The organism is Pectobacterium brasiliense, assembly GCF_013449685.1.
Classification (GTDB): Bacteria; Pseudomonadota; Gammaproteobacteria; order Enterobacterales; family Enterobacteriaceae; genus Pectobacterium; species Pectobacterium brasiliense_A.
Genome location: NZ_JACDSF010000013.1, coordinates 52,494 through 73,686, shown reverse-complemented (window position 1 = coordinate 73,686; position 21,193 = coordinate 52,494). Strand labels below are relative to the sequence as shown.

The window sequence follows — 21,193 nt, the reverse complement described above, 5'->3', positions numbered from 1 at the left end:
TGAAGCGCTACCCTCAGCCCTCTTCGCTGCCCATTTTTTCATAGCCGAGACGACCAACAAAGGGTAAACGTAGCGCGGGCGGGTTCATATCCACGCCCATGTTCAGCCCCAGAATGTTGGCCTCGATCCCCTCTTCAAGACCCATCGTGATACCCAACACGCCTAGCAGCGAAATCTGCACACCGCTTCCAGACGGCGACAGCCCAACCGGCCGCGTGATCGGACGGTAATCTTTGCCAATAGCATTAGCGGGCATATCCAGCTTGAGCACGGGCACTTCGCGACCAATGTGCGCCAAAAACGTATTGCTGTTCGGCCCCGGCCAGGCGTGGTAGGTATTCGGCCACGGATAGCTTTTTATCGCAGCCTCAATCTGCGGGATCATGGCTTCGGCCTTGTCGCCACGGTGCTCCACCAGCAGCTTCGGTTTCGCGCCATACCAATACGCATCCGCCACCGAACGGTTAAGACGGACGACGTTATCGCTCCCCCAGCTCACGACTTCATAGCGGCGATATTGCGTTTCCCCCGCGTTCTTGAAAATGATCCACGGATGTACCGCCACCAGCCCGCGCCAGCCATAAGTCGGCGCAGCATAAACCTGCACGATGGCAGTCTGGCTAAATTGCACAGGGTTCGGCGCTAAGCCGGAAGAATCACGTTTGGCAGACCACCAGCTTTGCCCATTAAACGTTTCGCCATTACGCGTTGACTGCGCCCAGCTTTGCCAAAAAGACAACAACAGCACACAAATAAACCCAATCCCCAAGAATTTGAGGTACGTCATAGGCCAGATAGCTCACTGAAAAAGGTGGAACAGAATCGATACGCCTGCGGGCGAGCCCCACAGTGAAAATCGGTCAAAAAATCATGCGGCCAGTTTACTGCCAGTTGGCGGTAAGGTTAAAGCACTGGGTGAAATGTTGACCTATTTTTACGTTGTGTGGGTACGACGACAAACGCCTCAGGGCGTTTTCACTCAACGTTCGTTGCAGCGTGAGCTTGATTGAAAATCAACATAAAATAAACGGACCATCAAAAAATACATTCCCATTGAATAATAAACAAACTAATCAGCATGCATTGTTATTTTTATAGCCACAACCTCACATAAATAAATCACTGACTATACTCGTCATACTTCAAACTGCTTGTGCGCTGGCTGTCCTTATTCACCCCAGTCACTTACCTGAGTAATCTGCTGGGGATTCATGCGGTTGCCGCCTTCACGCAACTCGAATTATTTAGAGAAAATAATCAGCGGTAATATTAGTGAACTACCCCTCTGAGAATAAAATGGAGAAATTAAATGATAAGAAATAATAAGCACCTTAAGTCTACGGTATGCGCGCTGTCATTAGCAGCATTAATGCTAGGCTCAGCGGTTTCACTCGCCTGTACACGATTCGTTTATAAGGACGTACAGAACCCTGATTACCCCATTACCGCCCGTTCGATGGACTGGGCATTTGATACCGAAACCAATCTCTGGATTTTTCCACGAGGATTAGAACGCTCTGGCGCTGCTGGGCAGTATCCATCATTAGAGTGGACATCAAAATACGGTAGTGTCATTGCCTCTGCTTTCGACAGTAATGCAAATATGGCCTCCACAACCGATGGCGTGAATGAAAAAGGGTTGGCGGCTAACGTACTCTGGCTGGCGGAATCTGAATATCCTAAAACCGCACCGACAGCACAAAAACCAGGCTTAAGCGTCGCTGGTTGGGCGCAATACGTGTTGGATAATTTTGCTACCGTCGATGAAGCCGTCAAGTCGCTGCAAGAGGAAAAATTTACTCTGGTAACCAAACAGGTAGAGGGGCAAGAGAGAATGGCGACGCTTCATCTTTCCTTGTCCGATTCATCCGGTGACAGCGCAATTATTGAATATATCGATGGCAAGCAGGTCATTCACCATAATAAGGACTATCAGGTGATGACCAACTCTCCGACTTTCGATCAGCAATTGACGCTGAATGCCTATTGGGATCAGATAGGTGGCAATGTGATGCTGCCAGGAACGAACCGCGCGGCAGACCGCTTTGTTCGTGCCTCATTCTATGTGAAAAATGTTGATCCAAATAAACCAAGTCCAGATGGCAAAGAGAGAACAAAACTAGAGAAAGATAAAGCGGACTTAGCCGCCGCATTCAGTATTATACGTAATGCATCGGTTCCCTATGGCTATTCCTTGCCAGATATGCCGAATATCGCCTCAACGCGCTGGCGCACCGTTGTAGACCATAAGTCGCTACAATACTTTTTTGAGTCTGCCGTGTCGCCTAATATCTTTTGGGTTGATTTGAAAAAAATCGACTTTTCACCGCGTGGAAATAACGCAAGCAAGTTAGATTTAGGGCCAAACCAAAGCACCATTTATTCTGGTCAGGCTTCTGAGCACTTTAAATCCGCTACGCCATTTAAATTCGCTGGGCTATAAATAATAAGATTATTTACGATATTATTTTTATTCCACGATGATGTTAAAGCGCCAGTAAACTATGGCGCTTTCTCGTTTATGCTCCCTACCCTCATTTCACACCTGAATAACGCGACGGCCAAATCTCTTCCGGCCTTTTCCCCATCGCTTCGGCAATGAGTCGTTCGCCTTTCGGCCAGTGTCTGGTGAGCGCATTCGCCAGCGTGGATGACGCCAGCCCCGCCGCTCTGGAAACCGCCGCCAGTCTCGTCCCTTTCTTCCGTAACCCCGCGATGATATCCGCCGGGTGCCAGTCAGTGTGATTCATTCCATTTCCCTCCACCTATCAAAAAACCTTTTTGATTTCCGAGTGGATAGGATTGCGTTTTATGATGAGTAAGGCCACGGACGATGAGTCACATATTTAAGGCGTTAGCTTATGACTCGCTTAAAGCGCTATCGCGTTTTAGGGGAAGCGTGGGGCGAAGCTCCCGCAGGCAGATTTACATATATAAGGAAGTAAAGCAGTATGAGTCACTTCACACAACATGGGTATAATTGCGCTTACCTAGCTGTTCGATATCGGTAGATACAACGTCAACGCTTCGCTAGCTGTTTGTCGGAAACCGTATTCCTCATAAAACGCAGCAGCCCGTGCATCTTTCGCATCAACAATCAGCACTCGCACACCATCGTATTACGCACAGATAACGCCATATTCACAGTATGTCCAAGCAAAAGTTGTCCGTAACCTTTCTTTTGCCCAGCAGTCGATACCGCCAAACGCCCCATACGCATAGCAGGCACCGGATATCCAGGCAATCGCTTACGGTCATTTTCACTGAGCTCATGCAAATATAAGTGTGCTGCGGACAATGAGCAGTAGCCCAGAATACAGGTAGGCTGCGACTCATCGAGCAGAATATGCGTCGTAGCGATTCCATCACGCTGATGTTGCGAGGCTCGCTTTTGTAGATAATCATCAAGAGCCAAAACACCACAAGAAAAACTTGAACGGTCATGGCGGCGACCGTCCAGCAATGAAAATATCAGAGCCATAGGTTAGCGTTTCATCAAATTGGCGGCTTCTTCCATCGCTTTATGCAAACGATCATTAGGCAAAAACGGCTGATTCAACGCAGCCAAAAAGCGGCGAGATTCTTGCTCAGAAAGCGTAACAGCGGTATCTGCAGCAATGGCGGCATCCGCTTCACGCAACACCGCATCACGCACAAATGCAGAAACAGCTATACCACGTAATGCGGCAGCCTTAGTGATGCGTTCTTTATCGTGAGCATTCAACCGAAGATCTAAACGAGCAGTAGTAGTCATAGTGCCCCCCTTTTGTACGTAACTTTACCGTACAAAAAAGATTACACCACCGTTTGTGGTTGGATAATTTGTCACCACTTACATCTGTCTAATCCCGAAACACCAATCCAATGGATTTAGGACTTATAAGGAGACCATCTTGTGGCATCGCAGCATTCCTGACAGCATTACGCCGTGTCGTTGAAGCGCGTGGCGGAGTCGGCGAAATAGCCAAAAAATCGGGACTGTCTCGCCAACAGCTATACAGAACGCTGTCTGAAAATGGTAATCCAACGCTGACGACACTGGCAGAGATCACCAGAGCAGCAGGCGTTAGGCTTATCCCCAGCCCTTTATTCCCCTCATCCAAAAAATCTCAATACTCAACTGGCCCAAAATGCCCACGATAGCCAACTTGGGTGAGGATCAGACGATTGATGCACTCAACACTGACCAAGCTTCTTTCCACCGGCCTACCAAATAGGGCGAGATTGCGAATGGTAGTTGCCTCCACATATTGATCCCTCTCCGGATGGAAACGACGAAGCGACAGGCCATAGGCCGTCTCGAAAGGATGGCTGCCAGTGCGAATAAGGCTAAAAAAAGACGGATAGCTTATTCCGTCAAAACCAGCCTCTTTAGCAGCAAGAGCGATGTCGCGGGTAATTTCATATGAGTGAGACCGGGCAAGAAACAGCATATGGATTGCCATATCCAGGCTTTCAAACTCGGTCTCTGTTTCTTCCAAAGAATGAGTCAAGTCCAATATCCGCAGATCCTGCTGATTCTTTAAGGTTGCGACATAAAGTTCATCCTCCGTAGATGCCCTGCATTCATGAATACAAACATCGAGGTCTTGCGATCCGTACATCACAGAGAAACCAGGAGAATCCAAACGACCTCTACCTGCCAGCTCTACAGGTGGGCTGTCATACTCGGAGGACTCCGTTGGTCGTTCAGGGTTAACGCGAAGACGGTAGAATTTGTTGCCTTGGCTGAGCGTTGATTCGGGATATTCCTTCAGGATACGTTTAATGATCTGCGGACGTGTCGTCGGCTCCTGAAGCCCTTTTAGCGGCTCGACTTCGCCGACCATCCACAATCGAGGGCCATAATGGAAAAATCCAATTTTAGCGGCCTCCTCAATAAGCTTTACGTCATTCTTAAGCCACATTGACGGAGCGATGTCACTCTGGCCGTAATAGTGCTCGTTAAACTGAATCACTGGTGCTGCGCCGTAGTCACAACGTACGGTGGTTCCGCTTACGAAAAAACGCCACGCCAGACCTTTAATCTGGTCTCGGGTCAGCTTTTTCCCATCCGGGCTTTGGCAATTTGGACATTCTCCTTCTTGTTCAAAGCCATGCTTTGCAGCGTCGATCCGCAGTCCTTCATCTGCGAAGCAATTTGAGCAGAGCAAAACCTGATTGGCTGGCTCGGTTATCTCAGACATAGAGGCTCCCTACATTTTTTGCCAGACTTAATGATCAAATAAGCTTGAATAACCTAGACGCAAGATAACCGTTTGTGGCTGTAAGTTACATGTCGGGAGCGGTTCCAATCGACCATCAGCAGCCTTCCGAGCAAGGCCCTCTAGCGCTTTCAGAATTTATCGAGATAGGCAACTCGCGCTTAATAACTATTTAGGCTGACAGGTATGAACATTGACAACTATCCGATAACTGAGCCGTCGAGCAACATGCCTAGTCCGCTATAGGGTTCCCTGATGGTTCGACTTCCGGTAAGCCATCCAACAAACTCGCATTACCTCAAGCAACAATTACCAAGTATGCCGTAAAAATGGAGTTCTTGGCGATTCAAAACGCCGCCTGAATTTGCCAGCCCCAAAAAACCAAAAGCCCGCAATTACGCGGGCTCTAGGGAATTTTTTGCTAGATCGTGCCGAGCAATGCCGGACCCAGGCTTATTCCCACTCAATCGTCGCCGGTGGCTTACCCGACACGTCATAAACGACGCGGGAAATGCCGTCGACTTCGTTGATGATGCGGTTGGAGACGCGGCCCAAGAAATCATATGGCAGGTGTGCCCAGTGCGCGGTCATAAAGTCGATGGTTTCTACCGCGCGCAGCGCGACAACCCAATCGTATTTACGGCCATCGCCCATCACGCCCACGGAACGAACCGGCAGGAAGACGGTGAAGGCCTGACTGACTTTGTTGTACAAATCGGCTTTGTGCAGCTCTTCGATGAAGATCGCATCCGCACGACGCAGCAGGTCACAGTATTCTTTCTTCACTTCACCCAGTACGCGCACGCCCAGACCTGGGCCCGGGAACGGATGGCGGTACAGCATGTTGTACGGCAGACCCAGTTCCAGACCGATCTTACGCACTTCGTCTTTAAACAGCTCTTTCAGCGGCTCAACCAGACCCAGCTTCATCTCTTTCGGCAAGCCACCCACGTTGTGGTGTGACTTGATCACGTGCGCTTTGCCGGTCGCAGAAGCCGCAGATTCGATGACGTCTGGGTAGATGGTGCCTTGCGCCAGCCATTTCACGTCAGTTTGCTTGCTGGCTTCTTCATCGAACACTTCAACGAACACGCGACCGATGATTTTACGCTTGGCTTCCGGCTCATCTTCACCCGCCAGCTCGCTCAGGAAGCGATCTTCCGCTGCAACGTGAACAATGTTCAGACCGAAATGATCGCCGAACATTTCCAGCACCTGATCGGCTTCGTTCAGGCGCAGCAGGCCGTTATCGACAAACACGCAGGTCAGACGATCGCCAATCGCACGGTGCAACAGCATCGCGGTAACGGAAGAATCCACGCCGCCAGACAGACCCAGAATCACGTGATCGTTGCCTACCTGCTCACGAATACGGTTCACCGCATCGTCGATGATCTTGGCTGGCGTCCACAGTGCTTCACACTGGCAGATATCAAGAACGAAACGCTCCAGCATGCGCTGGCCCTGACGGGTGTGCGTCACTTCCGGGTGGAACTGCACGCCGTAAAAACGCTTCTCTTCGTTCGCCATGATGGCAAACGGACAGGTATCGGTGCTGGCAACGGTCTCAAACCCTTCAGGGATGGCCGTCACTTTGTCGCCGTGGCTCATCCAGACATCCAGCAGCGGTGCGCCTGAGGCGCTCAACGCATCCTGAATATCACGCACCAGCGCGCTATCCGTCTTCACTTCTACCTGCGCATAACCAAACTCACGCTCGTTGGAACCTTCAACGTGGCCACCCAACTGCATCGCCATCGTCTGCATGCCATAGCACACGCCCAATACCGGTACGCCAGCATTGAAAACGTATTCTGGCGCACGCGGGCTGCCAAACTCGGTGGTGCTTTCCGGGCCGCCGGACAGGATGATCCCGTTCGGATTAAACCCGCGAATCTGTGCTTCCGTGACATCCCATGCCCACAGTTCACAGTAAACGCCCAGTTCACGCACGCGACGAGCAACCAGCTGCGTGTACTGCGAGCCGAAATCCAGAATAAGAATGCGGTGTTGATGAATGTTTTGAGTCATGAGGAGCATGTTCCAAAAAGCAAAAGACAAAAGCGAAAAGTAAACCCAGCTAACCGCTCGGCCTTATGCAAAGGCAGAGCGGCGCGAAATAGTACAGGGTTTATTGCGTTAAATCACCTTATGAACCCATACGGTAGTTCGGTGACTCTTTAGTAATGGTAACGTCATGAACGTGGCTTTCCTGAATGCCCGCGCCGCTGATGCGCACAAACTCAGCCTGCGTGCGCAGTGCATCGATAGTCGCGCAACCGGTCAGCCCCATGCAAGAGCGCAAGCCGCCCATCTGCTGGTGAACGATCTCTTTCAGGCGGCCTTTATAGGCTACGCGGCCTTCGATACCTTCCGGCACCAGTTTGTCGGCAGCGTTATCGGTCTGGAAGTAACGGTCTGATGAACCTTTGGACATTGCGCCCAGTGAACCCATACCGCGATAAGATTTGAATGAACGACCTTGATACAGTTCGATTTCACCTGGGGATTCTTCCGTACCCGCCAGCATGGAGCCGACCATGACACAGGCTGCGCCTGCTGCGATGGCTTTAGCGATGTCGCCGGAGAAGCGGATACCACCATCGGCGATGACCGGAATGCCCGTGCCTTCCAGCGCTTCAACCGCATCGGAGATCGCCGTAATTTGCGGTACGCCCACGCCCGTCACGATACGGGTCGTACAGATAGAGCCAGGGCCGATACCTACTTTGACCGCGCTAACGCCCGCTTCAACCAGCGCTTTCGCGCCTGCACCCGTCGCGACGTTACCGCCGATGATTTCGAGGTTCGGGTATTTAGCACGTGTTTCACGAATACGCTGCAATACGCCTTCGGAATGGCCATGTGAGGAGTCGATCAGCAGGACGTCAACGCCTGCGGCAACCAGCGCATCAACACGCTCTTCGTTACCCGCACCTGCGCCAACCGCTGCGCCTACGCGCAGACGACCGTGTGCGTCTTTACACGCATTCGGTTTACGTTCTGCTTTCTGGAAGTCTTTTACCGTGATCATGCCGATCAGGTGGAATTGGTCGTCAATCACCAGCGCTTTTTCGACGCGTTTTTCGTGCATTTTTTGCAGCACGACCTCACGCGCTTCGCCTTCTTTGACGGTGACCAGACGCTCTTTTGGCGTCATGAACGCGCTAACCGGTTTTTCCAAATCGGTAACAAAACGCACGTCACGACCGGTGATGATACCGACCAGTTCGTTGTCTTTTGCCACGACAGGGTAGCCCGCGAAGCCGTTGCGCTCGGTCAGTTCTTTCATTTCACGCAGCGTCGTTTCTGGCGTCACGGTTTGTGGATCAACCACCACGCCGCTTTCGTGTTTTTTCACGCGGCTAACTTCTTCAGCCTGACGCTCAATGGACATATTTTTGTGAATAAAGCCCAGACCGCCTTCCTGCGCCAGCGCAATGGCCAGACCGGATTCGGTAACGGTATCCATCGCTGCGGACAGCATAGGAATATTTAGGCGAATGTTTTTCGTCAACTGCGTGGACAGATCCGCAGTGTTAGGCAGGACAGTAGAATGAGCGGGAACCAGGAGGACGTCGTCAAACGTCAGTGCTTCTTTAGCGATACGTAGCATGGGCAATATCTCACCAAGGTGGATGTAAGAATAGATAAAATATTGCCGTGGCATTATACAGAGCGTAATCGGTTGCCTCCAGCATTATTTTACTAAAATGCTTGATTACCTTTTTCAGGTAGGTAGTATCGATCAATTAAGTGACTGTTTTAAAATTTGATCTGGCTCACAATGTCTCAATTTCCCTCCTCTGCAATTTTTACCGTTAGCCGCCTGAATCAGACGGTTAGACAACTGTTGGAAATGGAAATGGGCCAGATTTGGCTCTCCGGCGAAATCTCCAACCTCTCTCAGCCCTCATCCGGCCACTGGTATTTCACGCTGAAGGACGAACGTGCGCAGGTGCGCTGTGCGATGTTCCGCACCAGCAACCGCAGAGTGACGTTCCGCCCGCAAAACGGTCAGCAAGTGCTGATTCGGGCGAGCATCACGCTATATGAACCTCGCGGCGACTATCAGCTACTGGCGGAAAGCATGCAGCCCGCTGGCGATGGCCTGCTACAGCAGCAGTTTGAACAGCTCAAACAGCGCCTCGCTGCCGAAGGGCTGTTCGACCAGCAGTTTAAGCAGGTTCTGCCCTCTCCCGCCAAACAGGTCGGCGTGATTACGTCAGCCAGCGGTGCCGCCCTGCACGATATTTTACAGGTGTTGCAGCGCCGCGATCCATCGCTGCCGGTGATCGTGTATCCCACGTCGGTGCAAGGCGCGGAAGCGCCGCTACAGATTGTTCGCGCCATCGAACTGGCTAACCAGCGGGATGAGTGTGACGTATTAATCGTCGGGCGCGGTGGGGGTTCACTGGAAGATCTGTGGAGCTTTAATGACGAACGGGTCGCCCGCGCTATCTTCGCCAGCCGCATTCCTATCGTCAGCGCCGTCGGCCATGAAACCGATGTCACCATCGCCGATTTCGTCGGCGACCTGCGCGCCCCCACGCCGTCGGCTGCTGCCGAGTTAGTGAGTCGTAACCAACTGGAGCTATTGCGCCAGATACAGTCCCAGCGCCAGCGTCTGGAAATGGCGATGGATTATTACCTTGCCCAGCGCAATCGGGACTTTATCCGTCTGCACCACCGTTTACAGCAGCAGCATCCGCAACTGCGACTGGCGCGTCAGCAGGCACAGTTGGTTAAACTGCGTCAGCGGTTGGATGATGCCATGCAACAGCAGCTTCGGCAGACCTCGCGCCGGAGTGAACGCTTACAACAGCGTCTGATGCAACAGCAGCCGCAAACCCGCATTCATCGTGCGCAGCAGCGTTTACAGCAATTGAGCTATCAGATGCAAAGCGCAGTAGAACGCCAGTTGAATCAGAACAAGCAAAAGCTAGGCATCGCCTGTTCGCGACTGGAAGGCGTTAGCCCACTGGCGACGCTGGCGCGTGGCTATAACGTCACCACCGCCCCGGATGGTAAAGTGCTGAAAAACGTCGCGCAAATTTCCCCCGGCGAAACGCTGAAAACCCGTTTGCAGGACGGCTGGGTAGAAAGTCAGGTCACGACACTGGCTCCGAATCAGAATTCCGCGAAAAAGCGGCGAAACCCCTCATCCTCGACGCCAAAATAACGCGTTAGGCATGAAATACGTGAATGAGGATTTGTCCTAAAAAAACGGCGATCCTCATTCTTACCTCCGGCATCTGAACTATACTCATTCCCTGCTCACTAATTTATATTCACCGTTTTTACCGCACGGGTTATCAGCCTCTGCACGGTGATGCGGATGGGATAAAAAGACCGTGAGCTTTGTTGATCGTCTGTGTTACCCCTGATGAGCGTTTTCAAGGAGATGAGGTATGAAGTCCAGACCGATTTGTAGCGTGATTCCCCCTTATATTTTGCATCGCATTATTGCAAACGGCACAGACGAGCAGCGCCACTGTGCGCAACAAACACTGATGCATGTTCAGTCATTAATGGTCAGCCATAATCCACGCCCGGAACCTCATGAGAAATTAGCCGCAGGGCAGGTAAATCGCAACATTCATGATGCCGAACAGCAACAGCAGTTGCCCGGCAAGATGGTGCGCGCTGAAGGCCAACCCAGCAACGGTGATATCGCCGTCGATGAGGCCTATCACTATCTGGGCGTCACTTACGATTTCTTCTGGAAAATTTTCCAACGTAACTCGCTGGATGCCGAAGGGCTGCCGCTGGCTGGCACCGTCCATTACGGTCAGGATTACCAGAATGCTTTCTGGAATGGGCAGCAGATGGTGTTCGGAGACGGCGACGGCAAAATCTTTAATCGCTTCACGATTGCGCTTGATGTGGTCGCGCATGAACTCACGCACGGCATCACCGAAAATGAAGCGGGACTGATCTATTTCCGCCAGTCCGGTGCACTCAATGAATCGCTATCCGATGTTTTTGGCTCCATGGTCAAGCAGTATCATTGGGGGCAAACCGCTGAGCAGGCAGATTGGCTTATCGGTGACGAGCTTCTGGCCAATGGTATTCACGGCATGGGGCTGCGGTCAATGTCTCATCCGGGCACCGCGTATGACGATGAACTGCTCGGTATCGACCCCCAGCCCTATCACATGAATGAGTATGTAAACACGCGTGAAGACAACGGCGGCGTGCACCTGAATTCAGGCATCCCTAATCGGGCATTCTATCTAACAGCCATTGCACTGGGTGGCCATTCATGGGAAAAAGCGGGTCGCATCTGGTACGACACGCTGTGTGATAAAACGCTGCCGCAAAATACGGATTTCGAAATTTTCGCGCGCCACACCATTCAACATGCCGCTCAACGTTTTAACCACACCGTTGCCGATATCGTCATGCAGTCGTGGGAAACGGTGGGTGTGGAGGTACGGCAGGAGTTCTTATGAAAACGCTACCGGAGCTCAACAACGACGCCATCATTGAGCTAGCGCGTGAGGGGGGATTCGCCTTTATCCCCAAGCTGGCGGGGCCGCGACGCTTCGCGCTCGCCAGCGTACCGCCATCCGAACGGGAGCGGATTTGTAACGCGATCCGTAATGCCGCGCCTCAGGCTCGCGAACCCGGCGAACCCGATGGCCCTGGGCGCGGCGACCAGTTTTATTACCGCATCCACATCAGCTACTGCCAACCGCAGCAGAACCCATATACCGATGTCATTCTGCTTATCCCCGAAGACCGCGCGCCACCGGAGCTGACCGAGCTGTGGCGCAACGGCGTACAGGAGTAACTATTGATTAAGTAATAATGGATTTAATCGGCAGGCGCGTAGCTGAACACGACTTGCCGTTTGGATATCATCCCGTGCTGTTGGCAGAAGTAATCCACCGCGCCGCAAGCTTTCAGTTCCTGAAGCGAGTGCTTACATTCAGGGCACGCAGCCTCACGCAGATAATGTAATTGGCAGTCCTCACATAAAAACGAACCATCAGGCTGCCACAGCATCACGTGGTGACAGCCAGGACAAAGCGCATCCATCTTTTTCCTCCATGTTGCTACCAATAACGCGTGATGGTCAGACGTTAAATCACGCCCAGTGAACGTAAAAAGTAGAGCCCCAGCGCAATCATAAAGAAGGCCCCTACCGTTGTCAGCCCAATGATATTAGCCGCAAGCGTCGCGTTTCCACCCATCGCCCGCGTCATCGCATAGCTACCTGCTGCGGTTGGCGTTGAAGAAAACAGAAAAATGATTCCCAGTTCAACACCGCGAAAGCCAACAAGCCATCCGCCCAGCGTGAGTAACCCAGGCACAACGAAGACCTTCGCCACAGAAGAAAGCATGGCAACATTGGACGAACGGAACATACTACGCCACTCCAGACTCGCACCAGCACAGAGTAACGCCAGCGGCAGCGCCATGGAGGAAATAAAACCGCCCGTTTGTTTAATCACGCTCGGCATCGGCAGTTGGCTTTGCCCATAGGCAGCCCCCAGAAGTAGGCCAATAATCAACGGGTTAGTTACAATACCCCGCAGCAGTTGGCTTACCGGAATCTTCTGTTCGGGCGATTGACGCTGCAAGCTGCGCGTCAGCGTAATGACAGACAGCGCGTTAAACATAATGACCGTCACCATCAAATACAACGAGCCGATAGCAATGCCTTCATCGCCATAGGCACTCATGGCAAAAGCCAGCCCCATCACGCCAGTATTCGACCGGAACCCACCTTGTACGAAAATACCACGTTCCTTCGGATCCTTAACTAGCCTCGTCGCCGCAAGTTCTAGAAGCAGAAATGTTGCCAATGTTCCGACTGTGCCATAAACCACCAGCGGCCACTGACTTACAAAAGACTGTTGATTACTGGCAACACTAAAAAACAAGAGGCAGGGAAGAGAAACGTTGAACACCACCCGCATTGCCGTATCACAAAACGCATCATTTAGCAGATTGAGTTTGCGCAATGCGATACCCATAAACAACATCAATAAATTGGGCATCGTGACGTTGAACGCAAAACTCCAGGTTTCCCAGGACATGACTTTCCTTGATGAGTATTTGTTTTGTTAAAATAGTCGTTTTATTAAAAATGGTTCGCTTTGTTAATGACGGCGCGTTTCGTCTCTAACAAAACGGGGCGAATATCGCTATTCGCCCCGTCAATAAATCACTTACTTTTTTTAAGATGCGACATCAAACGCTTACGCTTGCGTAGCTGGTTTGGTGTCAGCGTGTTGCGCTTGTCCGCAAAGGGGTTTTCCCCTTCTTTAAACTGAATACGAATCGGCGTACCCATCACTTCCAGCGAACGACGATAGTAGTTCATCAGGTAACGCTTGTAGGAATCTGGCAGGTCTTTCACCTGATTCCCGTGGATCACCACGATCGGCGGGTTATAACCACCGGCGTGCGCATATTTCAGCTTCACGCGGCGACCGCGCACCAGCGGCGGCTGGTGATCGTCTGATGCCATTTGCATGATACGGGTCAACATGGCCGTGCTGACGCGACGAGTCGCGCAAGAATAGGCTTCGGTTACCGACTCAAACAGGTTACCCACGCCGCTACCGTGTAGCGCAGAAATAAAGTGAATACGGGCGAAATCGATAAAACCGAGACGCAGATCCAGTGTCTCTTTCACCTGCTCACGTACTTCCTGCGACAGGCCATCCCACTTGTTCACCACGATCACCAGTGAGCGCCCACTATTGAGGATAAAGCCCAATAGTGAGAGATCCTGATCGGAAATACCTTCGCGTGCATCAATAACCAGCAGGACTACGTTGGCATCTTCAATCGCCTGCAACGTCTTGATCACGGAGAATTTTTCTACCGTTTCGGTCACTTTACCGCGTTTACGTACCCCCGCAGTATCAATCAGAACGTATTCACGTTCGTCACGCACCATCGGGATGTAGATACTGTCACGCGTCGTACCCGGCATGTCATACACCACCACGCGCTCTTCACCTAGAATACGGTTAGTCAGCGTGGATTTGCCCACATTCGGACGCCCGACAATCGCCAGTTTGATCGGCAAATCTTCAGGATTGAAATCGTCTTCTGCTTCTTCTGAGCTGGCCTTATCTTCCGCTTCTAACGCCGCCCAGTAAGCCGCGTTCTCTTCTTCTTCACTTAACTCAACCGGCTCTTCTATTTCATCCTGGACGAACGGCAGCAAAACCGTTTCCAGCAGTGACGTCACGCCACGGCCATGAGACGCCGCGATCGCGTAAACTTCACCCATACCGAGCGAGTAGAAATCCGCCGTGACCGTATCTGGGTCAAGACCATCGGTCTTATTGGCGACCAGCACCGTGGTTTTTTTACGGCTGCGCAAATGCTTGGCAATGCCTTCATCCGCAGGCATCAACCCCGCGCGAGCATCCACCATGAACAGCACAATATCCGCTTCTTCAATCGCGACCAGCGATTGGCCCGCCATGCGTGTTTCCACGCCGTCTTCGGTGCCATCGATACCACCAGTATCGACGATAATAAATTCATGCCCTTCCACTTCTGCACGACCATACTTGCGGTCACGAGTCAGCCCAGGGAAATCCGCCACTAATGCATCACGAGTGCGCGTTAAGCGGTTAAATAGCGTGGATTTCCCCACATTCGGGCGCCCGACCAGCGCGACGACAGGTATCATTGTTACAACCTCATTACTTATATTTCAATACGTTACAGCGAAATACTCGCTGACGATAAAAAGACGAAACGGCCCCTGATAATGTCAGGAGCCGTTATACGAGCACACCCAAAACGCTGTGCTCCAAATTGATACGGGTTACTTACTTAGCGAGTGAACGCGTAGACATCACCGTTTTTCGCCTGAATCAGCAGCTTATCGCTGGCAACCACAGGCTTGCTCAGGAAGCCCGAGCTATCCACTTTTTGCTGCGCCACGAAGCGGCCATCTGCCGTATTCAGCCAGTGCAGATACCCTTCGGTATCGCCGACAACCAGATAACCATTATACAGTACCGGAGCCGTTAAGTTACGGTGCAGCAGATCGCTTTGACGCCACAGGCTCACGCCGCCGTTGGTATTCAATGCAACAACGCGATCGTCCTGATCGACCAGATAGATGCGGTCACCATCAATGATGAAATCATGCACTGAACCCAGTTCACGCTTCCACAGAACCTGACCAGAACGCAGATCCAGCGCGGTCATGTTGCCATTGTAACCCAGCGCATAAACCACTTCGCCCGCGACCACTGGCGTGGTGTCGACATCGTTCAGACGATCGATTTCAGTTGCACCACTCGGCTGTGAAATACGCTGTTGCCAAATGAGCTGACCCTGATTGATCATCACGGCGTTCACACGGCCGTTATCACCACCTACAATCGCCGCACCAAATGCGGTTGTCGGGGCAGATTCACCGCGCAGAGACAGCGTCGGCATATCCAGATTGACGCTCCACTTAATTGCGCCATCGGCTTCATTCAATGCCTGCAGCATACCGTTGCTGGTGTGAATCAGCACCACGCCATCGCTGACGACAGGGCGAGACAGCGCTTCGCCAGCCACTTTGGTCTGCCATACTGGCGTACCCTCTTCCGCATTCAGCGCATAGATCTGCGCCCTTTCGCTGCCGACATAGACATGGTTACCAGAAACCGTTACGCCGCCGGACAGCAGCGCCGGGTTATTACGGGAGAAGAAATTAGTCTTCTCTGACAGATCCGCGCGCCAAATCTCTTTGCCGTCACTCAGATCCATCGCTTTCACAGTGCCACGACGATCGGCCGCAAAAACGCGATTATCCTGCCATGCGGGGTGAAGATTGGAATAAAACTCACCAATCCCGCTCCCAACCGAGCTGTTCCACACCTTAGTTGGCGTGAACTGGTTTTCCACCTGCGGCAGTGGAGACATAGTGACAACATCTTCTTCGCTGTTAAACAGCGAGCATCCGCTCAGCAGGGCAACAGAAACCAGTCCTACCAAAAGTGTTTTACGCAATTGCATGGAATTCCTCTTAGCTGGACAGGTTATTCAGTTTCATACGCAGTAACGCTTGCTGTGCCTGCGATGGATTGGAAGACAACCCTTTGTTGTAGGCATCACGCGCAGCCTGATTATCCCCTTTGCTCACCAGAATATCACCACGCACTTCCGCAGCCTGTGATGCCCAGCCTTCCAGCTTAATGGCATCCAACGTTTTCAGCGCGTCATCCGCTTTGTTTTCCTGCAGTTGAACCCGCGCCAGACGCAGATTCACCACGGCCAGCAGGTCTGCATCTTTAGTCTGCGACTGCGCCTGTACCAGTTGCTGCGCTGCTTTAGCAAAATCTTTCTGATCAACGTAATGACGAGCCAGTTCCAGAGAAGCCAACGCGCCATAAGTATTCTTATTCTCAGCCGTAAATTTCTCGGTTGCCGTAATCGCGTCGGCTTTGCCTTCGACCAATTGCTCCGTCACCTGCTGATAAGATGAAGATGCCGCCATTACGCTGTCATTTTGGTGGCTTTGCCAGAAACGCCAGCCAACCAGTGCGCCGACGCCTAGCACAACACCGACAACTAACGCCTTTCCGTTCTCCGCGAGGAAGCGACGTAGTGCATCAACCTGTTCATTCTCTGTGGTATAGACTTCCACGGTGTCTCTCTCCTCAATCCAGTAACGTTGCCAGCCGCGATGCGACGTCGGCCTGTGCCAATGTATCCTGCTCGCCATTGCTCAGGTTTTTAACCACAACCTGACCAGCCGCCACTTCATTTTCGCCTAATACTAATGCGACGCGTGCGCCCCATTTATCAGCACGGGCGAATTGCTTCTTAAAGTTGCCACCACCGTAGTTGGTCATCAGTTTCAACTGCGGCAACGCGTCACGTAATTTCTCCGCCAGTTGCATTGCCGCAACCTGCGTTCCCACACCGGAAGAGACCAGATAAACATCCACGGTCGGCGGCGCGCTGAAATCTGGGTTCACTGACTGCACTAGCAATACCAAACGCTCTAGGCCCATAGCAAAACCGACCGCTGGCGTCGGGCGTCCACCCAGTTGTTCCACCATACCATCATAACGCCCACCGGCACAGACCGTGCCCTGCGCGCCCAGACTGGTTGTCACCCACTCAAATACGGTGCGGTTATAGTAATCCAAACCACGAACCAGACGCGGATTAACGGTATATGGGATGCCGGACTGCGTTAAAAGTTCACCCAGCGCCTCAAAGTGTGCACGCGATTCATCATCCAGGTAGTCCGTCAACACTGGCGCATCATTCAGCAGCACCTGAATTTGCGGATTTTTTGTATCCAGAACGCGCAGCGGGTTGGTGTACATACGGCGTAAGCAGTCTTCATCCAACCGATCTTTATGCTGTTCGAGGAACGCCACCAGCGCTTCGCGATAGCGCGCACGTGCGTCTAATGAACCGATCGAGTTCAGTTCCAGCTTCACATGATCGGCGATGCCCAGCACACGCCACCAGCGGGCCGTCATCAGGATCAGTTCGGCATCAATATCCGGCCCTTGCAGACCAAACACTTCACAGCCCAACTGATGGAACTGACGATAGCGTCCTTTCTGCGGACGCTCGTAGCGGAACATCGGGCCGACATACCACAGCCGCTGTTCCTGATTATAGAGAATACCGTGCTCAATACCGGCGCGAACACAAGATGCGGTATTTTCAGGGCGCAGCGTCAAACTCTCACCATTGCGATCGTCAAAGGTATACATCTCTTTTTCGACGACATCGGTCACTTCACCAATAGCGCGTTTAAACAGCGAAGTCTGCTCAACAATCGGTGTGCGGATTTCACTATAGCCGTAGCCACTGAGCACCTGTTTCAAGCTGTTTTCAATACGCTGCCACAATGCCGTTTCGGCTGGCAGGTAATCGTTCATGCCACGGATGGCTTGAATATTTTTTGCCACGTCAGTTCTCTATGCGTTTTTCAAAAAATAAACCCGATTATAGGGGGATTCTCGTCGCATCTTCAATGCGGGGCATCCCCATCGGGTTCAGGAATCGTTAATTAGGCGGGTGACGGTAGACCGTCACGCCGTCAGAGTTACTTATCTACCAGATTGACGGTAATACGCTGATTTTCGTCCATCATGGAGGCTTTCGCGCGGATCTTGGCTTCTAACTGATCGATCATCTGTTCGTTATCGAAGCGCTCTCTCTGCCGCACGCCGTCTTCATAGAAGCCGCTCTTGTTGTGTCCACCCGTAACGCCAATGGTGGACACCAGCGCTTCGCCCGGACCATTGACCACACAGCCAATAATCGAGACATCCATCGGCGTGATGAGGTCTTCCAGTCGTTGTTCCAGCGCGTTCACCGTACCGATCACGTCAAATTCCTGGCGGGAACAAGTCGGGCAAGCAATAAAGTTGATTCCACGTGAACGAATGCGCAGTGACTTCAGGATATCGAAGCCGACTTTCACTTCTTCAACCGGATCGGCCGCCAGCGAGATACGCAGCGTGTCGCCAATGCCTTCAGACAATAACAACCCGAGGCCGATAGCCGATTTCACCGCGCCGCTACGTGCGCCACCCGCCTCGGTGATACCGAGGTGCAGCGGCTGATCGATACGTGCCGCCAGCAGACGATAGGATTGCACGGCCAGGAAGACATCCGAAGCTTTAACGCTGACTTTAAACTGATCGAAGTTCAGGCGATCGAGAATATCGACATGGCGCATCGCTGATTCCAGCAGCGCTTCAGGCGTTGGCTCACCGTATTTTTCCTGCAAATCTTTTTCCAGCGAACCGCCATTAACACCAATGCGGATCGGGATATTGTTGTAACGTGCGCAGTCGACAACCGAGCGAATACGCTCTTCGTTACCAATATTACCGGGATTGATACGCAGACAGTCGACGCCGTACTCCGCAACTTTCAGCGCGATACGGTAGTCAAAGTGGATGTCGGCGACGAGCGGGACATTCACCTGCTGTTTGATAAGCTTAAAAGCTTCAGCCGCGTCCATGGTTGGTACGGAAACGCGGACGATATCGACGCCAACGCGTTCCAGCGCTCTGATTTGGTTGACGGTTGCTTCAACGTCAGTGGTTCGGGTGTTGGTCATGGATTGCACTGCAATCGGCGCACCATCACCAACAGGCACCTTGCCGACGTAAATTCGTGTTGATTTTCGACGGGTTATGGGTGCAGCGTTATGCATTACTTCATCTCCAACATTGCAGTCTTACCTGAACAACACGTTATTCTGCGGTCAGCGTCAAGCGTGCAACCTGATTGCTGCGCACAAAGCGGCTTAAATCAACCGGTTTGCCTTGAAATTGAATCTGTACCGCCGCAGGTGCGCCAATTTTAAGTTTGTAAGGTGACTGACCATCCAGATTCAGTGTGCCACCATTACGCTGTATGCCGCTGAACAGTTTCTTACCGCTGGCATCGGTGACTTCCAGCCAGCAATCGGCCGTGAACGTCAGCACTAATGCATGAGCAGCAGGGGCTGAATTGGTTTCCGCTACCGTACCCGCAGCTCCGGCACCTAACAGAACATCGCCCGCAGGCTGTGCAGCGTTCGCGTGTGAAGGTGACTGGCTGGAAGGTGCAGGAGACGGTATAGAGGCAGAAGAAGGCGTTGACGGTGCCGCCAATCCAGTGGCTGAAAGGTCAACGGGTGTAGAAGCTAGTGCCGTAGCAGAATCCGGCGTCGCCGTTTCTTGCGGTGCGCTGTTGTCCATTAGCGGAACGGACTGCCCTTCCGTTTGTACCTGCATCGCACTGGCGTGATCGACCATGCTGTTGATTTCCGCCTGCTGAGCCTGATGGTTTTGCCACCACCATGCGCCCGTTAGCCCCAAAACAACCAGCACGACCAGCCAGGTGATTGTCATCAACCAGCCATCACGCTTTTTGCGGCTTTTTTTCAGCGAAAAACTCTGCATCGGCGAAACTGAGATCGTTTTAGGTATGGCCTGTTTATTCACAGAGGGAAGCAGTTCATCTTCGGGTAAATGAACCAGCTTGGCATAAGAACGGATATAGCCGCGCAGAAAGGTCGGCGCTAAATCGGCAGGCGTCGTGCCGTCTTCAATATCGCGAACGGTGGTGATTTTAAGGCACAAACGCTCAGCAATCGCTTGCTGAGTTAGCCCAAGGCGTTCACGCGCCTCACGCAGACGTTCGCCGGGTAGTTTTGCTTCTGTTGTATCTTGGGTGGCTTCAGTATTCATTAGCTAAGAAATGCTGGTACTGTTTAGATTGTGGAAAACTTCGCGCCAGCACGTTGCCATAACGTTCTTTATCGCCATCATGGCCCGCTAACGCGGCGAAACGAATCTGTAACCATAAGCTTTCGGCACTGGCCGGAAGACTATGCTGATAAACATCAAGCAGCAGCCGCGCTTGCTCATTTTTCCCAGCAGCAAACTGTTTGTTTGCTTCCGCCAGCAAGGCACTGCCTTTCGTCGGGTCATACTTCAGCGCCCGACTTAATAAATTGCGCGCATCTTCAGCCTGTCCGGCATTGAAAAAGCAGTATCCCGCATTTTCCAACGCATCAGCAACCTGACTGTAATCAGGAAGTTGTGCAGCCGCACTAAACTGTCGCTGAGCCGCTACATACTGCCCTAAACTACACAGAAACGCACCGTAATTATTCATGACGCTGCCATTTTCCGGCGCCATGTTTAACACATGTTGATAACGCTGTTCAGCCAGACGATTTTCACCTATCCGCTGCTCGTAAAGCGCCATCCCCAATTGTGTTCGATAATCCTGCGGAGCAATCGCAACCGCCTTCTCAAGATTCTGCCGAGCCGCATCCAGATTATTGTGCGCCAGGTAGGTCAACCCTAACTGCAAGCGGGTTTGGGCAACCGCTGGATTTGCCGTTTCCTGAGGCGATTTCACACACCCCACCAGCAACAGCACCGCGAACAGGCCACTCAGCCAATACGTTCCCTGTGATAAAGACATTCTCTGCCATAAAGAAAGTCTCTGTGATAGTGGCTTTGCCATCCCTGCTCCCT

Annotated in this window: 21 protein-coding genes; 5 read left to right on the top strand and 16 right to left on the bottom strand. The window is 52.2% G+C overall.

The window, feature by feature from the left end:
- Positions 1-13: 13 nt before the first annotated feature.
- Positions 14-787 carry a DUF3750 domain-containing protein gene (locus tag H0248_RS05680; RefSeq protein WP_180785089.1) on the bottom strand — a complete coding sequence of 258 codons (774 nt, stop codon included), beginning with the start codon at positions 785-787 and terminating at the stop codon, positions 14-16.
- A gap of 522 nt (positions 788-1,309) precedes the next feature.
- Between H0248_RS05680 and H0248_RS05675 the strand changes: the two genes are divergently transcribed.
- The gene (locus H0248_RS05675) at positions 1,310-2,443 is read left to right on the top strand and encodes a linear amide C-N hydrolase (RefSeq protein WP_180785088.1); all 1,134 of its coding nucleotides are present in this window, start codon (positions 1,310-1,312) and stop codon (positions 2,441-2,443) included.
- Positions 2,444-2,534: 91 nt separating this feature from the next.
- Here the strand turns inward: H0248_RS05675 and H0248_RS05670 are convergent, their stop codons facing one another.
- The 3 genes from H0248_RS05670 to H0248_RS05660 form a co-directional block, all read right to left on the bottom strand.
- Positions 2,535-2,750: a helix-turn-helix domain-containing protein gene (locus tag H0248_RS05670; RefSeq protein WP_180785087.1), complete on the bottom strand. Its 216-nt coding sequence runs from the start codon at positions 2,748-2,750 to the stop codon at positions 2,535-2,537.
- Positions 2,751-3,097: 347 nt separating this feature from the next.
- Positions 3,098-3,481: a hypothetical protein gene (locus H0248_RS05665; protein WP_205558064.1), complete on the bottom strand. Its 384-nt coding sequence runs from the start codon at positions 3,479-3,481 to the stop codon at positions 3,098-3,100.
- A gap of 3 nt (positions 3,482-3,484) precedes the next feature.
- Positions 3,485-3,754 (bottom strand): type II toxin-antitoxin system TacA family antitoxin, encoded by a 270-nt coding sequence (locus H0248_RS05660; RefSeq protein ID WP_180785086.1) that lies wholly within the window; start codon positions 3,752-3,754, stop codon positions 3,485-3,487.
- A 110-nt stretch (positions 3,755-3,864) separates the two neighbouring features.
- Between H0248_RS05660 and H0248_RS22060 the strand changes: the two genes are divergently transcribed.
- Entirely contained in the window at positions 3,865-4,143 is a 279-nt protein-coding gene (locus H0248_RS22060; protein WP_240345969.1) for a helix-turn-helix domain-containing transcriptional regulator, read from the top strand.
- On the opposite strand, the gene H0248_RS05655 is transcribed toward H0248_RS22060, so the two are convergent.
- The 3 genes from H0248_RS05655 to guaB form a co-directional block, all read right to left on the bottom strand.
- Positions 4,110-5,186 carry an RES family NAD+ phosphorylase gene (locus H0248_RS05655; protein ID WP_180785085.1) on the bottom strand — a complete coding sequence of 359 codons (1,077 nt, stop codon included), beginning with the start codon at positions 5,184-5,186 and terminating at the stop codon, positions 4,110-4,112. The genes H0248_RS22060 and H0248_RS05655 overlap by 34 nt on opposite strands.
- 471 nt (positions 5,187-5,657) lie before the next feature.
- The gene (gene guaA, locus H0248_RS05650) at positions 5,658-7,235 is read right to left on the bottom strand and encodes a glutamine-hydrolyzing GMP synthase (RefSeq protein WP_014916196.1); all 1,578 of its coding nucleotides are present in this window, start codon (positions 7,233-7,235) and stop codon (positions 5,658-5,660) included.
- A gap of 118 nt (positions 7,236-7,353) precedes the next feature.
- On the bottom strand, positions 7,354-8,820 hold the full coding sequence (gene guaB, locus H0248_RS05645) for an IMP dehydrogenase (RefSeq protein WP_180785084.1): 1,467 nt from the start codon (positions 8,818-8,820) through the stop codon (positions 7,354-7,356).
- A 171-nt stretch (positions 8,821-8,991) separates the two neighbouring features.
- Here guaB and xseA point away from each other — a divergent pair, with 171 nt between their 5' ends.
- From xseA to H0248_RS05630, 3 genes are all read left to right on the top strand, one after another.
- Positions 8,992-10,386, top strand: a complete 1,395-nt coding sequence (gene xseA / locus H0248_RS05640; RefSeq protein WP_180785083.1) for an exodeoxyribonuclease VII large subunit — start codon at positions 8,992-8,994, stop codon at positions 10,384-10,386.
- A 229-nt stretch (positions 10,387-10,615) separates the two neighbouring features.
- Entirely contained in the window at positions 10,616-11,659 is a 1,044-nt protein-coding gene (locus H0248_RS05635; protein ID WP_180785082.1) for a M4 family metallopeptidase, read from the top strand.
- On the top strand, positions 11,656-12,000 hold the full coding sequence (locus H0248_RS05630) for a protealysin inhibitor emfourin (protein ID WP_180785081.1): 345 nt from the start codon (positions 11,656-11,658) through the stop codon (positions 11,998-12,000). Before H0248_RS05635 ends, H0248_RS05630 begins: the two co-directional genes overlap by 4 nt.
- Positions 12,001-12,023: 23 nt before the next feature.
- Here the strand turns inward: H0248_RS05630 and H0248_RS05625 are convergent, their stop codons facing one another.
- The 9 genes from H0248_RS05625 to pilW form a co-directional block, all read right to left on the bottom strand.
- Entirely contained in the window at positions 12,024-12,248 is a 225-nt protein-coding gene (locus tag H0248_RS05625) for a zinc ribbon domain-containing protein (protein ID WP_180785080.1), read from the bottom strand.
- Between the two features lie 44 nt (positions 12,249-12,292).
- On the bottom strand, positions 12,293-13,252 hold the full coding sequence (locus tag H0248_RS05620; protein WP_180785079.1) for an AEC family transporter: 960 nt from the start codon (positions 13,250-13,252) through the stop codon (positions 12,293-12,295).
- Between the two features lie 128 nt (positions 13,253-13,380).
- Complete coding sequence (gene der, locus H0248_RS05615) at positions 13,381-14,868, bottom strand: ribosome biogenesis GTPase Der (protein ID WP_180785078.1); 1,488 nt, start codon at positions 14,866-14,868, stop codon at positions 13,381-13,383.
- Between the two features lie 146 nt (positions 14,869-15,014).
- Positions 15,015-16,196 (bottom strand): outer membrane protein assembly factor BamB, encoded by a 1,182-nt coding sequence (bamB, locus tag H0248_RS05610; protein ID WP_180785077.1) that lies wholly within the window; start codon positions 16,194-16,196, stop codon positions 15,015-15,017.
- Between the two features lie 10 nt (positions 16,197-16,206).
- Positions 16,207-16,827, bottom strand: coding sequence for a YfgM family protein (locus H0248_RS05605; RefSeq protein WP_180785076.1), 621 nt, complete (start codon positions 16,825-16,827; stop codon positions 16,207-16,209).
- A gap of 13 nt (positions 16,828-16,840) precedes the next feature.
- Positions 16,841-18,115 carry a histidine--tRNA ligase gene (gene hisS, locus H0248_RS05600; RefSeq protein WP_180785075.1) on the bottom strand — a complete coding sequence of 425 codons (1,275 nt, stop codon included), beginning with the start codon at positions 18,113-18,115 and terminating at the stop codon, positions 16,841-16,843.
- Between the two features lie 137 nt (positions 18,116-18,252).
- The gene (gene ispG / locus H0248_RS05595) at positions 18,253-19,374 is read right to left on the bottom strand and encodes a flavodoxin-dependent (E)-4-hydroxy-3-methylbut-2-enyl-diphosphate synthase (RefSeq protein WP_010280052.1); all 1,122 of its coding nucleotides are present in this window, start codon (positions 19,372-19,374) and stop codon (positions 18,253-18,255) included.
- A gap of 40 nt (positions 19,375-19,414) precedes the next feature.
- The gene (rodZ, locus tag H0248_RS05590) at positions 19,415-20,395 is read right to left on the bottom strand and encodes a cytoskeleton protein RodZ (protein ID WP_180785074.1); all 981 of its coding nucleotides are present in this window, start codon (positions 20,393-20,395) and stop codon (positions 19,415-19,417) included.
- Positions 20,385-21,140, bottom strand: coding sequence for a type IV pilus biogenesis/stability protein PilW (pilW, locus tag H0248_RS05585; protein WP_180785073.1), 756 nt, complete (start codon positions 21,138-21,140; stop codon positions 20,385-20,387). Before pilW ends, rodZ begins: the two co-directional genes overlap by 11 nt.
- Positions 21,141-21,193: the final 53 nt, after the last annotated feature.